Annotated in this window: 17 protein-coding genes; all 17 read right to left on the bottom strand. The window is 71.1% G+C overall.

Going from position 1 to position 14,523, the window contains the following annotated elements:
• Positions 1–16 precede the first annotated feature (16 nt).
• The 17 genes from whiG to proS all read right to left on the bottom strand — a co-directional run bounded on the left by whiG (position 17) and on the right by proS (position 14,232).
• A complete protein-coding gene (whiG, locus tag AS97_RS32060; RefSeq protein WP_014055202.1) occupies positions 17–850 on the bottom strand; it encodes an RNA polymerase sigma factor WhiG in 834 nt (277 codons plus the stop codon).
• A gap of 129 nt (positions 851–979) precedes the next feature.
• Positions 980–2,422: a DNA-processing protein DprA gene (gene dprA / locus AS97_RS32055; protein ID WP_247204554.1), complete on the bottom strand. Its 1,443-nt coding sequence runs from the start codon at positions 2,420–2,422 to the stop codon at positions 980–982.
• Positions 2,422–4,041: a YifB family Mg chelatase-like AAA ATPase gene (locus AS97_RS32050; RefSeq protein WP_210566103.1), complete on the bottom strand. Its 1,620-nt coding sequence runs from the start codon at positions 4,039–4,041 to the stop codon at positions 2,422–2,424. Before AS97_RS32050 ends, dprA begins: the two co-directional genes overlap by 1 nt.
• Positions 4,041–4,400 carry a YraN family protein gene (locus tag AS97_RS32045; RefSeq protein WP_086710348.1) on the bottom strand — a complete coding sequence of 120 codons (360 nt, stop codon included), beginning with the start codon at positions 4,398–4,400 and terminating at the stop codon, positions 4,041–4,043. Before AS97_RS32045 ends, AS97_RS32050 begins: the two co-directional genes overlap by 1 nt.
• 93 nt (positions 4,401–4,493) lie before the next feature.
• The gene (locus AS97_RS32040) at positions 4,494–4,802 is read right to left on the bottom strand and encodes a DUF2469 domain-containing protein (RefSeq protein WP_004944840.1); all 309 of its coding nucleotides are present in this window, start codon (positions 4,800–4,802) and stop codon (positions 4,494–4,496) included.
• A 39-nt stretch (positions 4,803–4,841) separates the two neighbouring features.
• Positions 4,842–5,372, bottom strand: coding sequence for an NUDIX hydrolase (locus AS97_RS32035; protein WP_059144202.1), 531 nt, complete (start codon positions 5,370–5,372; stop codon positions 4,842–4,844).
• Positions 5,365–6,135 carry a signal peptidase I gene (lepB, locus tag AS97_RS32030; protein ID WP_125759826.1) on the bottom strand — a complete coding sequence of 257 codons (771 nt, stop codon included), beginning with the start codon at positions 6,133–6,135 and terminating at the stop codon, positions 5,365–5,367. Before lepB (AS97_RS32030) ends, AS97_RS32035 begins: the two co-directional genes overlap by 8 nt.
• A gap of 96 nt (positions 6,136–6,231) precedes the next feature.
• Positions 6,232–7,029, bottom strand: a complete 798-nt coding sequence (gene lepB, locus AS97_RS32025; protein WP_247204553.1) for a signal peptidase I — start codon at positions 7,027–7,029, stop codon at positions 6,232–6,234.
• Positions 7,030–7,114: 85 nt separating this feature from the next.
• Positions 7,115–8,305, bottom strand: a complete 1,191-nt coding sequence (lepB, locus tag AS97_RS32020) for a signal peptidase I (RefSeq protein ID WP_107119232.1) — start codon at positions 8,303–8,305, stop codon at positions 7,115–7,117.
• Positions 8,298–9,134 (bottom strand): signal peptidase I, encoded by an 837-nt coding sequence (lepB, locus tag AS97_RS32015; protein WP_086710345.1) that lies wholly within the window; start codon positions 9,132–9,134, stop codon positions 8,298–8,300. The genes lepB (AS97_RS32020) and lepB (AS97_RS32015) overlap by 8 nt, the downstream gene beginning before the upstream one ends.
• Positions 9,135–9,204: 70 nt before the next feature.
• A complete protein-coding gene (gene rplS / locus AS97_RS32010) occupies positions 9,205–9,555 on the bottom strand; it encodes a 50S ribosomal protein L19 (protein WP_014055193.1) in 351 nt (116 codons plus the stop codon).
• A gap of 132 nt (positions 9,556–9,687) precedes the next feature.
• The gene (gene trmD, locus AS97_RS32005) at positions 9,688–10,518 is read right to left on the bottom strand and encodes a tRNA (guanosine(37)-N1)-methyltransferase TrmD (protein WP_086710344.1); all 831 of its coding nucleotides are present in this window, start codon (positions 10,516–10,518) and stop codon (positions 9,688–9,690) included.
• On the bottom strand, positions 10,515–11,141 hold the full coding sequence (gene rimM / locus AS97_RS32000; RefSeq protein ID WP_059144239.1) for a ribosome maturation factor RimM: 627 nt from the start codon (positions 11,139–11,141) through the stop codon (positions 10,515–10,517). Before rimM ends, trmD begins: the two co-directional genes overlap by 4 nt.
• Positions 11,142–11,222: 81 nt before the next feature.
• Positions 11,223–11,462: an RNA-binding protein gene (locus AS97_RS31995; protein ID WP_033266910.1), complete on the bottom strand. Its 240-nt coding sequence runs from the start codon at positions 11,460–11,462 to the stop codon at positions 11,223–11,225.
• 2 nt (positions 11,463–11,464) lie between these two features.
• Positions 11,465–11,908, bottom strand: coding sequence for a 30S ribosomal protein S16 (gene rpsP / locus AS97_RS31990; RefSeq protein WP_059144197.1), 444 nt, complete (start codon positions 11,906–11,908; stop codon positions 11,465–11,467).
• A gap of 155 nt (positions 11,909–12,063) precedes the next feature.
• Positions 12,064–12,657, bottom strand: a complete 594-nt coding sequence (locus tag AS97_RS31985; RefSeq protein WP_014055189.1) for a hypothetical protein — start codon at positions 12,655–12,657, stop codon at positions 12,064–12,066.
• A gap of 159 nt (positions 12,658–12,816) precedes the next feature.
• Complete coding sequence (gene proS / locus AS97_RS31980; protein WP_125759828.1) at positions 12,817–14,232, bottom strand: proline--tRNA ligase; 1,416 nt, start codon at positions 14,230–14,232, stop codon at positions 12,817–12,819.
• Between the last annotated feature and the right edge of the window lie 291 nt (positions 14,233–14,523).

The raw sequence follows: 14,523 nt of genomic DNA, 5'->3' as shown, positions 1-14,523 counted from the left end.
ATGCCGGAGGGACGATTCAGCGTCCGACGTCTGCGAGTTTCGCCCGGAGCTGGAGCACCGATTTGGTGTGGATCTGGCTGACCCTGCTCTCGGTGACGCCGAGCACCTGGCCGATCTCGGCGAGCGTGAGCCCCTCGTAGTAATAGAGCGTGACCACGGTCTTCTCCCGCTCCGGGAGGGTGTTGATCGCTCGGGCGAGCAGCCGGCGCAGCTCGCGGTCCTCGGCCACCTCGACCGGGTTGTCCGCGGCGGTGTCCTCGAGGGTGTCCATGAGGCTGAGCCGGTCGCCGCCCTCGCCGCCGACATGCAGCAACTCCTCCAGGGCGACCACATTGGCGAGCGACAACTGGCTGAAGACACCGTGCAGTTCCTCGATGCTGATGTCCATCTCGGCCGCCACCTCGGCCTCCGAGGGGGTGCGGCGCAGCTGGGCCTCCAGCGTGGCGTACGCCCGCTCCACGGCCCGGGCCTTCTGACGGACCGACCGCGGGATCCAGTCCAGTGCCCGCAACTCGTCGATCATCGCGCCGCGGATCCGGGTGATCGCGTAGGTCTCGAACTTGATGGCGCGCTCGGGGTCGAACTTCTCGATGGCGTCGATGAGTCCGAAGACCCCGGACGAGACGAAGTCCGCCTGCTCGACGTTGGAGGGCAGCCCGACACTGACCCGGCCGGCCACATATTTCACCAGCGGTGAGTAGTGCAGGATCAGCTGCTCCCGCAGCCGGCCGTCGCCCGTGGTCTTGTACGACCGCCACAGCTCGTCGAGCGATGAGGGCGCGGCAGGGCGCACCGCGCCGCGAGCCGCGGGCGGCGCCGCGCTGTCAGACCCGGAGATGTGCTGGGGCATTCGTCGCCTTGAGCCGTTCTGCCATGACATGGGTGAGGACGTACGCTTCCGCCGGAAACCTTGTGAGCGTAGCGTGACTACGGCGTCGCGGTATGCGAAGGGCTTCGGCTCGGCGGTGTGCGGATACGGTCATCGCCTCAACCCTTTCACCCGATTGCCCCGATTCGGGGGATCGCCTCGCCGTGCGCCGTCACCCGGGCTCACGGGACGGACCAACTCCCATCGATCGCCATGACGTTCGACAAAGCCCAGGGCGAGCAGTTCATGGAGCCGGCCCAGGGCGTCGTCGCAGCCGGTCCCGGATTCCCGGGCCACCTCCCTCAGATCGTTGCCGCCTCGTGCCGACAACGCTTCGAGCACCCGTGCCGTCACGGGATCGAGCAGGTCCCGCTCGACCAGCGGCCCCCGCCGCTCCGGGGCGAGGTCTCCGATGCCGCCGATGAGCTCGGCCACTTCGGCGGCGTCGGTGACCAGGACCGCCTCACCGCGCAGCAGTTCATGCACCCCGGCGGACAGCCCGCTGGTCACCGGCCCCGGCACCCCCATGGTGGACCGCCCGAGCTGTTGTGCCCGGCGCGCGGTGACCAGTGATCCGCTGCGGAACTGGGCCTCGACCACGACCGTTCCCCGGGTGAGCGCGGCGATGACCCGGTTGCGGAGCACGAATCTGGGGCGCGTCGGATGCGCTCCGGGCGGCAACTCGGCCAGCACCAGGCCCTGTTCCGCGATGCGCTCGATCAACTCGGCGTGCCCTCGCGGATAGGGGACGTCCACACCCGAGGCGAGCACCGCGATGGTGGCCCCGCCCGCGGCGAGCGCCCCTCGGTGAGCCGCGCCGTCCACACCGTGGGCCGCACCGGAGACGACCACCCAGCCCCGCTCGGCCAGCCCGGCGCCGAGCGTCGCCGCGACATGCGAGCCGTAGTCGCTGCAGGCCCGCGCGCCCACCACGGCGACCGAGCGCAGCGCCCACATCCGCAAGCCGGCCGGGCCGCGCACCCATAACCCGACCGGGCGAGTGTCCCCGAGATCGTCGAGCTGACCGGGCCAGTCCAGATCCCCGGGGCAGATGAACCGCCCGCCGCACCGGGCGATCAGCGCGAGGTCGGCGATCGGGTCCATCCCGGCCGCCCGCAGAGCGCATCCGGCCAGCCGATCCCTGGTCGCCCCGGGCGGGGGCTTGGCCTTCCCGGTGAGCGCCCGCCACAGCGCCACCGGCCCCATGCGGCGCAGCCAGCGACCCACGGCCTGGTCCCCGGGCTCCACGAGCCGGGTGAGCGCCGCCCGCGCCAGCCTCTCCTCATCCGGGACAGCCCACTCCTCGGGGAGCCCCTCCCTCTCGTCCTGGACGCCGTGTCCCGCGTCCGGGACGCCCTGTCCCTCACCCGGGGCACCGTGCCCCTCGCCCGGGACGCGGCGCCCCCCGTCCAGGGCTCCGTGCTCCTTGTACGGGGCGCCGTGCCCCTCATCCTGGGCTTCGTGCCCCTCACTCGGGACGCCCTGCCCCTGCCAGGGCTCCGAGAACAGGGCGGGGACGGCGGCGCCGCGGCCGCCTGCCGAACGCGCGGACATCAGCGCTCCCCCGCGGCGACCGGCACCCCGTGGCTGATCCCGGTGCGCAGTTGCAGCGCCTGGGCGATGTCCGGCGCCTCGGGCCGGTCGTGCCCGGCCAGGTCTGCGACGGTCCAGGCGACCCGCAACACCCGGTCGAGCCCTCGGGCGGTGAGCAGCCCGCGCTCCATATCGCGCTCGGCCTCGCGCAGCGCACCGGAGAACGGCTGCCAGCGGGTGCGCAGCTCATGGCCCGGCACCTCGCTGTTCAGCCGCCAGGGGGTGTCCTGGAGGCGGGCGGCGGACCGCTCCCTGGCCTCCCGGACCCGGTCCGCGACGGACGCGCTGTTCTCCGCCCCGGCACGCGCCCCGGTGAGCTCGGCCCGGCTCACCGCCTCGACATGGACACGCAGGTCCACCCGGTCCAGCAGCGGCCCCGACAGCCTCGCCTGATAGCGGCGGACCGTGGTGGGCGTGCACTCGCAGACGTCGCCCACCAGCCCGTAGCGCCCACACGGACAGGGATTGGCCGCCAGCATCAGCAGGAAGCGCGCCGGCATCCGCATCATCCCGGCGGACCGGGCCACCACGACATGCCCCGACTCCAGGGGCTGCCGCAGGGCATCCAGCGCCTTCCCGCTGAATTCGGGAGCCTCGTCCAGGAAGAGGACTCCGCGGTGGGCGAGCGAGACCGCGCCGGGTCTGGGCAGGCCGTTCCCCCCGCCGACGAGCGCGGCCATGGTCGCCGAGTGATGCGGGGCGCAGTACGGCGCGCTCTTCACCAGCGGCTGACCCGGCGGGAGGACCCCGGCGACCGAATGGACCGCGGTGACCTCCAGGGCCTCCTGCTGGGTGAGCGGCGGCAGCAGCCCCGGCAGCCGCTCGGCCAGCATGGTCTTCCCGGCGCCCGGAGGCCCGCTGAGGAAGAGGTGGTGCCCGCCCGCGGCCGCGACCTCCAGGGCGGTGCGCGCGGCCCGCTGCCCGGCGACCTCGGCCATATCGGGCAGCCCAGCCCCGCTCCCGGGCACGGCGGCGACACCGGTGCCCATACCTGCGCCGGGCAGGGTGAGGCCCGCCAGCATCGGATCGGGGCGGCCCAGCTCCTGGGTCTCCTCCTCGGGCACCGGCTCGTCCGTCAGCACCGCGATCAGCTGGCGCAGGCTCCGCACGCCCAGCACCGAGACGCCCGGCACCAGGGCCGCCTCCCCCGCCGTCTGCTCCGGGACCACGACCTGGCGGTATCCCGCCTCGGAGGCGGCGAGCACGGCGGGCAGCACCCCGCGGACCGGCCGGACCCGGCCGTCCAGGCCCAGCTCCCCGATCATCATCAGATCGGCGATCTCACGCGGGTCCACGCGCTCGGCCGCGCCGAGCACCGCACAGGCCACGGCCAGGTCGAAGCCGCTGCCGCCCTTGGGGACGGATGCCGGGCTGAGCCCGACCGTGAGCTTCCTCTGCGGCCATTCGCCGCCGGAATTGACCACGGCCGCGCGGACCCGGTCCCGGCTCTCCACCAGGCTCTTGTCGGGCAGCCCGACGAGGGTGAAGGCGGCCACTCCCGGCTCCAGATCGGCCTGGACCTCGACCACGACGCCCTCGACCCCGAGCAGCGCCACCGAGCAGGTGCGGGCGAACCCCATCAGGCCACCCCTCGCACATGCTCGACCACGGGTGCGCCCCGGCGGGGCAGCACCACCGCCACCACGTCGATCCGCACTCCGCCCGGCGGCGGGCCGCCGTGCCGCTCCAGCCAGCACTCCGCCAGCCGCCGCAGCCGCTCGGTCTTATCCGGTCGGACGGCCGCCATCGGATGCTCGTAGCCACCCTCGCGGCGCGTCTTGACCTCGCACACCACCAGCGCACCGGCGTCGAGCGCGACGATGTCGATCTCGCCGTCCCGGCACCGCCAATTGCGCTCCAGGACGGTCATCCCGGCTTCCGCCAGCCTGCGGACCGCCACATCCTCGCCGTAGCGGCCCAGCGCTCCTCGGGCGTTCATTCGGCACCACCTCCGGCACCGACTGTGACGCCCCCGCGCCCCCCTCAGGGATCTTGGAGAATTCCTGTGGACGACCGCCCGGCTGTGGACAACTCAGCCACTCGGAAGGTCGAGGTCGCTCTTGTTCAGCTCCTCGATATTCACGTCCTTGAACGTGAGAACCCGTACCTGCTTCACGAAACGGGCCGGGCGGTACATGTCCCAGACCCAGGCGTCGGCCATCGACACCTCGAAAAAGACCTCACCCTGAACCGAGTGCACCTGCATCTCGTAGTCGTTGGTGAGATAGAAGCGGCGTTCGGTCTCGATCACATATTTGAACAGACCGACGACATCGCGGTACTCCCGGTAGAGCTTCAGCTCCATCTCGGTCTCGTACTTCTCGAGGTCCTCGGCGCTCATGGCATGTTCCCCTTCAGCCGTGCGTCCCCCCATTGTGCGTCAGACGCGCTCAGTCTCCAGGATCACCGGTGCACCCGGGGGTCCCTCGACGAGCAGCGTACGCAACAGCTCCGGCAGCCGCGTCGGGTACACCGGCTCGGTGGCCGTGGCCAGCTCGTCCGCCGTCCACCACCGCAGCCCGGCCACGCTGCGCCGCTCCAGCTCCGTCAGCCCGCTGCCGGCCCGTGCCGTGGTCTGTTGGGTACGACACAGGTAGTACCACTCGTCCTGGTCCCAGCGCCGCCCGGCGAACGGGAAGGAACAGATCCGCCGCCACAGCAGCGGGCCGAGCCGCACATCGGTGATCCCGGTCTCCTCCGCGAGCTCCCTGAGCGCCGCCTGCTCGCGGCTCTCCTCGCCCTCCAGGCCGCCTCCCGGCGTGAACCACCACGTCGACGAGGGATCGTCCGGCTCGAAGCCGTGCAGCAGCAGGATGCGGTCCTGCGGATCCAGCAGCACCACCCGTGCGACCTTCCGCAGCCGCCGCTCGTCCGGGCCGGTCGACCCGGCTTCGCCGGCCCCCTCAGCCACGCGCGGCCACCTTCCCCTTCGCCGCCTGGTCCCGCCGCGCGCCGCCGCCCGCCCTGCGCCGGACGAGGGGCCCGTAGGCCGCTCCCACCATGATCAGCACGGCTCCGGTGACGATCGCGATCAGTATCGGCCCCAGCGGCCCCGGCTGCGAGATCCCGCCCGGCAGCGCCTTGAAGGCATCGGGCCGCCCCACGGTGCCCCAGGACCCCAGCGGCCAGGCGGTGGCGTCCACTCGGGCGTCCACGGCGCCCCGCTCCACGGCGCCGCCCGCCTCGTCGGTGAGATGCACCCGTGAGTCGAGGGAGTCGCTGCGATGGTCGCCCATCAGGAACAGCCGGTCCTTGGGCACGGTGGTGGCGAAGACCGTCGAGGACGCCTGCTCCTCCGAGCGCAGATACGGTTCCTCGAAGACCTTGCCGTTGACCCGCAGCCGGCCCTGCTTGTCACAGCACTCGATCCGGTCGCCGCCGACCCCGATGACCCGCTTCACCATGGGCAGGTCGCCCCACACCTGGTCGCGGAAGACCACCACATCGCCACGGCGCACCTCGCCGCCGTCGACCCGCTGCGCCAGCACCCGGGCGCCCTTGGCGATCGTCGGCGCCATGGAGTCGGTCGGGACGGTGTAGGGCTTGTAGAGCACCGCGCCCCAGACGAAACCTCCGAGGAACAGCACACACCCGAGGGCCACCGCCACCCCGGACAGCACGCTGCCCGGCGTACGCCGCGGTGTGCCGCCCCCGACCCCTTGGGCTCCGCTCATTCCAGTGCTCCCGCCGTACGCAACAGACGTAGAAGATCAGGTTCCGTGTGCCCTGGGGCACACGGAACCGCACCTTACCCGGCGGTACGAGCCCCGTCAGCCGTCGGCGGTCAGCCGATCCGGCCGGGCCTCGGCCTCGGCCCGGACCTTGGCAATCAGCCTGCGGCGGCGCCACAGCACGATCGGCACCGCACCCGCGAGCCCCACGGCCGAGGGGGCCATCGCGGCGGCCGCGCCCAGACCCGGCTGGTCGAAGGTGCCCGGCACCGACAGGGTGGACCAGCGGTCGATCGGCCAGGCGACGACGAACGCGCGCCCGACGACATCGTCCACCGAGACCGTGCCGTTGTTCAGGTTCTGGTGGTAGCGGGAGTCCAGGGAGTCCTGGCGGTGGTCGCCCATCACCCAGATCCGGCCCTCGGGCACCTTGATCGGGCCGAACGGCTTCTCGTCACAGGGGGTGTTCCCGGGGAAGATGTACGGCTCGTCCAGCGGCTTGCCGTTGACCACGACCTTGCCGCCGCGCTTGCAGGAGACGGTGTCCCCGCCGACCGCGATGACCCGCTTGATCAGGTCCTTCTCCTCCGCCGACGGCATCAGCCCGATAAAGCTGAGCGCCTTCTGGATGCCCTCGGCGACCGGGCCGGAGTCACTCGTCTGCGTCTCGCCGAGCCAGCCGCCCGGGTCGTGGAAGACGACCACCTCGCCGCGCTGCGGCTCGGAGCCGAACCACGGGGTGAGCTTGTCCACCAGCACCCGGTCGCCCCGCTGCAGGGTGTTCTGCATGGAGTCGGACGGGATGGAGAACGCCTGCACCAGGAAGGTCTTGATCAGCAGCGCCAGAGCCAGCGCGATGATGACCAGGATCGGCAGCTCCTTCCAGAAGGAGCGCACCTTCTTCGGATTCCCGAGCTTCCCGGGCCCGCCGGGCATCCCGGGGCCCGGCTTCGCCGGTGCCCCATCCTCGGGCCCGGTCGGGTCAGTGGCGCCGGGTCCGTCCGGGGGGCCGGAGGGCTCCCCCCCGCCATCGGCTCCGGGTGGGTCCGACGCCCTGGGGCTGGCAGCCGCCTTGTCCGTGGGTACACCGGCTTCGGGCGCCTCGTCCGTCCCGTCCGTGGGGTGCTCTCCCGTCGCTCCGGGCCGCCTCTCGGGCTCTTCGTGACCGGATCGTGCGCCGACCGCCAAATCCCCCACATCCACTCCTCACGCCTGACTGCCGCCTGCCCCACGAACGGCGCAGGATCACCACTCCCATAACGAGCGGGAGTTCCGCAGGGGTCGGGAGCTGGACCATTCCTTGCTGATCCATGGGGGACAGCCTATGCGCCGCGCCCTCGGCCTGTGTCGCCCCACTCGGCGCGTCCTTGACGGAAGCGTAGGTGTCCGGCTCCTCGAGCCGCCGCATATGCCCGAACGGCCATGCGATCACCACGGCGCGGCCGACCACCATGTTGTCCGGGACCGTGCCCTGATAAGGCTCGTCGAGATGGACGCGGGAGTCCGCCGAATTGGACCGATGATCCCCCATGACGAACATCCGCCCCTGAGGGACGGTCACCTTGAACTGCCGCTGCGACGGCGGGTTCCCGGGGTGCAGATACGGCTCGTTCAGCGGGGTCCCGTTGACGGTGACCTTACCGTTCGTATCGCAGCACGCCACGGTGTCGCCGCCCACCGCGACCACCCGCTTGATCAGGTCCTGCTCGTCGCTGGACGGCAGCAGGCCGATGAAGGTCAGGAACTCCTTGCCCTGCTTGATGACCGGCGGGTCGTCCTTGGGGGGCTTGCGCTCGTCATCCAGCCAGCCCCCGGGGTCCTTGAACACCACCACATCGCCACGCTCCGGCTTCGAGCCGAACCACGGGGTGAACTTGTCCACCAGCACCCGGTCGCCGATCCGGATGGTCTGCTCCATCGAGCCGGACGGAATGACGAACGCCTGCACCAGGAAGGTCTTCAGGACGAGCGCGATCACCAGCGCCACACCCACCAGGATCGGTATCTCCTTGACGGCCGAACGGCGCCGCCTGCGCTTGATACGGCGCTGGATCCTGCGCCGCTCCGCGCGCCCGCCGACCCGGCGCTCGCCCGGCGCACGGGTGGTGTCCACTCCGGCGGGCGGACCCACCGTCCGCCGCGCCTTGGCACGAGGACGCCCGCGGCTACCCATGGGCACCACCGGGGGCGTCGGAGGATATGGCGCCGGGCGCCGCGGGCACGCCCGCGAAGGCGTCCGTACCGGGCACACCGGACCAGCGGCCGAACGGCCAGCCGATCCATGCGGCGCGGCCGATCACCTTGTCGACGGGGACCGTGCCCCCGCCCGGTGCGCCCAGGTAGTCGCGTGAGTCCCGGGAGGCGTCGCGGTGGTCGCCCATCACCCACAGCCGTCCCTCGGGCACGACGATGTCGAAGGGCACCCGCGAGGGGCTGTCCCCGGGGTGCAGATAGCGCTCGTCCACCGGCCGGCCGTTCACCTCGATCCTCCCCCGCCTGTCGCAGCAGGTGACCCGGTCACCACCGATGCCCACCACGCGCTTCACGTAGTCGGACTCGGCCGGTTCGGCCAGCCCGACCGCCGCGGCAGCCTTGCGCAGCAGACCGGTCACCGGGTTTCCGGACGGCTCCTCCTCGCCGAAGGAACCGGCTCCGTCGAACACGACAACGTCGCCGCGGCGCGGATCGTCCCCGAAACGGTAGGCGAGCTTGTTCACCAGCACCCGGTCCCCGGGACGGAGGGTGTTCTCCATCGAACCGCTGGGGATCAGGAACGGCTGCAGCACAAAGCCGCTCACCAGCAGCACGATGGCGGCGCAGGCCGCCGCGAGCAGCGCCCCGCGCCGCCATCGCCCGCCGCCGGCCAGCCATTGCGGCAGCCGCCCGGCGGACGAGTGCTCCCCGGCCCGCGCCGGAGCACGCGAAGAGCGCGACCGCTCCTCGCGCTCCTTCTCGGAGCCCCGGGAGCGGTCGCGCTCCGCGAGCTGTCCTTCGGTGTCCATCGGGCCAGAGCCTATCCGGCCCGGCCGGATGATCCGGCGGTAGCTCAGTAGTCGCGCAAAATCGCCGCGATCAGTTGTCGCGCTTCTCCTTGATCTTGGCGGCCTTGCCGCGGAGGTCGCGCAGGTAGTACAGCTTCGCCCGGCGCACATCACCGCGGGTGACGACCTCGATCTTCTCGACGATCGGGGTGTGCACCGGGAAGGTGCGCTCCACGCCGACGCTGAAGCTCACCTTGCGGACGGTGAAGGTCTCGCGGACACCGGAGCCCTGGCGGCGGATGACGACGCCCTTGAACTGCTGGACACGGGAGCGGTTGCCCTCGATGACGCGGACGTGGACGTTGACCGTGTCGCCGGGGCGGAAGGTCGGGATGTCGCTGCGCAGCGACGCGGAGTCGACGGTGTCGAGCAGGTGAGACATGATCGTCTGCTTTCCTCGCTGATGCCACAGGTCATCAGCGGCATATCGGATGATGATTTGGAGTGCCGCCCTCATCGGGTGGGCGTCGGTCCCCCTGTGGCAGGGGCGCACACCCGGACGTACGGCAGCGGCCTATTCTTCCACGGCCCGGTCCGGCCGCCCAAATCGGGCCCCACCGGTCCCGGGCAGCTCCTCCCAGCCCAGCTCGGCCAGGAGCGCGCGATCGTGCTTGTCGAGCGTCGCCGGGTCGCAGCGCTCGATCAGATCGGGGCGGTTCTCGCTGGTGCGGCGGAACGCCTCGTCGCGGCGCCAGCGGCCGACCCTGCCGTGGTGTCCGCTGACCAGCACCTCCGGGATGGAGCGGCCGCGCCACTCCGGGGGCTTGGTGTAGACGGGCCCCTCCAGGAGGTCGGCCATCGCGCCGGGGGCGAAGGAGTCGTCGCGATGCGACTCGGCGTTGCCCAGCACACCCGGCAGCAGCCGGGCCACCGCCTCGGTGATCACCAGCACTGCGGCCTCGCCGCCGGCCAGCACATAATCGCCGATCGAGACCTCGTGGACCTCGAGCCGCTCGCTGTACTCCTCGATCACCCGACGGTCGATGCCCTCGTAGCGGGCGGGCGTGAAGACCAGCCAGGGGCGCTCGGCGAGCTCGACAGCCAGGGCCTGGGTGAACGGACGGCCGCTCGGGGTCGGCACGATCAGCGTGGGCTTGACCAGCCCCTCCGCCTCGCCCGACGCCATGATCGAGTCAAGCGCCTCGCCCCAGGGCTCGGGCTTCATGACCATGCCGGGGCCGCCGCCGTACGGGGTGTCGTCGACCGTGTTGTGCCGGTCGTGCGTCCAGCCGCGCAGATCGTGGACCCGCACATCGAGTTGGCCGCGGGCGCGTGCCTTGCCGACCAGCGAGACGTTCAGCGGCTCCAGATACTCGGGGAAGATCGTGACGACGTCGAGCCTCATGACGACTCGTCCTCACGACCGCCCGCGGTGTCGCCCTTACGGCCGCCGTCGGTCTCGTCCTTCTTACGGCCGCTCTCGGCCTCGTCCGTACGGCTGCCCGCGATCTCCGCCGCGGCCTCGTCGAGCAGGCCCGGCGGCGGGTCGATCACGGCGCGCTGCTCCTCCAAATCGATCTCCGGCACGAACTCGGAGACGAAGGGGATCATCACCTCGCTCCCGTCGGGGCGCTTCACGATCAGCAGGTCCTGGTACGGCAGATGGGAGATCTCGGAGACCCTGCCGACCTCGGTGCCGTCCACGGTGACCACATCGATGTCGATCAGCTGGTGGTCGTAGAACTCCTCGGGGTCCTCCGGGAGTTCCTCGGGGTCGACCTCCGCGATCAGCAGAGTGTTGCGCAGCGCCTCGGCGGCGCTGCGGTCGCGTACGCCCTCGAAGCGCAGCAGCAGCCGGCCGCTGTGCACCCGGCCGGACTCGATGGTCAGCGGCCCGGCCGAGGCGGGCTCGGTGGTCAGCACGGCACCCGGACCGAGCCGCAGCTCCGGCTCGTCCGTCCGCACCTCGACGGTGACCTCGCCCTTGATGCCATGGGCACGGCCGATCCGCGCGACAACCAACTGCACGATGCGATGTCCCTTCACACACACGGGCCGGGGACGGCCCAAAGCCCTCCCCGGCCCGTGCCGGTGCTCTTCTTGATCGCCTCAGTGGACCTGATCGACGTCGACGAGGTCGACGCGGATCCCGCGGCCGCCGATGGCGCCCACGACGGTGCGCAGGGCGCGTGCGGTGCGGCCGTTGCGGCCGATCACCTTGCCGAGGTCATCGGGGTGCACCCGGACCTCCAGCACACGCCCACGCCGCAGGGTGCGCGAGGCCACCTGCACGTCGTCGGGGTTGTCGACGATGCCCTTCACCAGGTGCTCGAGGGCCTCCTCGAGCATCCTCAGGCCTCAGTCGACGCGGTGGACTCGGCGGACTCAGCCGCCTCGTCCGACTTCTTCTCGGCCTTCTTCGCCTTCTGGGTGATCGCCTCACCCTTCGGCTCGTCACCGGCGCCCTTGGCGGCCGCCTCGAACAGGGCGCGCTTGTCGGCCTTCGGCTCGGCGACCTTCATCGGAGCCGGGGCGGGCAGACCCTTGAACTGCTGCCAGTCGCCGGTGACCTTCAGGATGGCCAGCACGGGCTCGGTCGGCTGCGCGCCGACCTTCAGCCAGTGCTGCACACGCTCCGAGTCGACCTCGATGCGCGACGGGTTCTGCACCGGGTGGTACAGGCCGATCTCCTCGATCGCCCGGCCGTCACGGCGGGTGCGGGAGTCGGCGACGACGATGCGGTAGTGAGGCGAACGGATCTTGCCCAGACGCTTCAGCTTGATCTTGACTGCCACGGAAGTGGTGTCTCCTGGTCTTGACGTGGTTGAGCACTGCGACGTGCCGCGTGGGGTTGCGGTACCCGAGTGCCCGATGGACGCGTCAGCCGGAGGAGAGAGGGGTCCTGGTCGGCTGTCGAGTACAGCAGACCATTCTGCCACACCGGGACAGGTCAGCCGACCGCGGCCACCGCCTCCGGAATGCGGAAGGGCTTACCGCATCCACCGCACATGATCGGCGCCTGGGCCAGCACCGACGGGACGACCCGGACATTGCGCCCGCAGTCGCACACCGCCTTGACCCGGACGCCGCCACCGGACGAGCCGTGACGCGCGGCGGGCCCGCGGAAGGTGCGGGAGGTCTCGGCGGTGGTCGCCACGGTGTGTGCCTTCAGCGCGCGCTGGAGGCGGTCGATCGTGGTCCGGTACCGCTTTCTCGCCTCGGGGCTGAGGGTGACCAGCGAGAAGCCACTGCTGGGATGCGGCTCCTCGGGGTGGTCGAGCCCCAGCTCCTCGGCGATCGCCAGGAACCGGCGGTTGTGGTAGCGGCCGGCGCGTGAGGTGTCACGGACACCGCGGGCGGCGGCGATCCCATGGACTGCCTCATGCAGCAGCCGTTCGAAGGAGAGCTCGGCGCCACATGCGGACGACGACTCTCCGATCAGCGATTCGGGCGCGGCGAGATCCGGCAGCTCGGAGTGGTGCCGTTGAATATCGGCCCACGCCTGCGCCAGCTCTGCGGCGAGAACAGGTGGTGTCGTGCTCACGTCGTGCTAACGAGCAGGACCGGTCCGGTGTTCCGATTCCGGGGCATCCCAAATAATTTGCACGTACCAGTCAGTTCACGGTGATGTACGACGACGAGGGGCGGGTGCGTAAATGTGTGGATGAGCCACGCACCGTGCATCAAGCCGGTACGTACCGCCTCAGTAGGCCCTCGCGACGATGGCGACGTTACCCGGCGCGTCATCGGCGTCCGGCACCGCCCCGTCCTCGGTGATCAGACACCGGACCGACACGGACCGCTCGGCGAGCGCCGCCTCGCCCTCCGGCCCCAGGTCCGCCCACCGGATGCGGGCCCAGCCGCCCGCGGCCGCGGCCTCGGCGGCCTCCTCCATGGTCGCCACCTCCGTGGTGCGCGCCTTACGGCGCTCACGGGCCTGCCGCAGCAGCAGCGCCTGGTCCTCCTCCAGGACCTTGGGCAGCAGCTCCGGCAGCAGTTCGGCGCGCACCGGCTCCTTGCCGCCGGGGATCCGCCGGGCCACCATCGCGGTGCCGCCCTCCAGGTCGCGCGGGCCGACCTCGACCCGGACCGGCACGCCCTTGAGTTCCCAGTCGACCGCGCGCCGGCCGAAGGGGGTGTCCGTACGGTCGTCGACATGGACCCGCACGCCCGCCGCGGTGAGCAGCTCGCCGATCTCGCGGACCTTGGCGAGCACCGTGTCCTCGCCCTTGATCGCCAGCACCACGACCTGGATCGGGGCCAGCCTCGGCGGGATCCGCAGGCCGTTGTCGTCGCCGTGCATCATCACCAGCGCGCCGACCATCCGGGTCGTGCTGCCCCAGGAGGTCTGCCAGACCAGCTCCTGCTCGCCGTCCTTGGACAGATAGCTGGTGTGGAAGGCCCGGGCGAAGTTCTGGCCGAGCTCATGGCTGGTGCCCAGCTGCAGCGCCTTGCCGTCGCCCATCATCCCTTCGAGGGTGAGGGTGTTGAGGGCGCCGGCGAACCGCTCCCGGGCGGTCTTGCGGCCCAGCACCACGTCCATCGCCAGGACGTCCTCCATGAACCGGGCGTAGACCTCGCGGTGGATCCGGGCGGCGAAGTCCCTGGCGTCCTCGTACGACGCGTGCGCGGTGTGCCCCTCCTGCCACAGGAACTCGGTCGTCCGCAGGAACAGCCGCGGCCGTAGCTCCCAACGCACCACATTGGCCCACTGGTTGATCAGCAGCGGCAGATCGCGGTAGCTCTGCACCCACTTGGAGAAGTACTCGTTGACGATCGTCTCCGAGGTGGGCCGGACGACGACCGGCTCCTCGAGCTCCTTACCGCCGCCATGGGTGACGACGGCGAGCTCCGGCGCGAACCCCTCGACGTGATCGGCTTCCTTGGCGAGATACGACTGCGGGATGAAGAGCGGGAAGTACGCGTTCTGGACGCCGACCGCCTTGATGCGGGCGTCCATGTCCTGCTGCATCCGCTCCCACAGCCCGTACCCGTACGGTCGGATCACCATGGTGCCGCGCACCGGGCCGTTGTCGGCCAGCTCGGCCTTGTTGATCACATCCTGGTACCAGCGGGGGAAGTCCTCCGCCCGCGGGGTGAGCACGGGAGTCTTGGCCATGGCGCCGATCGTACGGCGGTGGTGTACCGAACCGTGAATCAAGCGAAAACGAGCCGATCAGTGCCGGCCATCGCCCGCCACTGGCCGCCGGCCGGGCGGAGGTCAGCGGGCGGTTCGGGGAGCGAGACGTACGCACAGGCGTGCGGGGGCGCACAAAGGGGGCACGCAAGCACGGCCGTGAAACCTCTGGACGCGGGGACGGATGCGGAGTTCCCTGGCATTTGGGGGTGGGACGTCACACCGCACAACGGCGGATGTGACACCGAATCTGACGACGGCACTGCTCTTCGC

Origin of the sequence: Streptomyces sp. AgN23 (assembly GCF_001598115.1) — a bacterium.
In the GTDB taxonomy this organism is placed as follows: domain Bacteria; phylum Actinomycetota; class Actinomycetes; order Streptomycetales; family Streptomycetaceae; genus Streptomyces; species Streptomyces antimycoticus.
The sequence above is the reverse complement of the archived record's forward strand: the minus strand, read 5'-3'. Positions and strand labels throughout refer to the sequence as shown.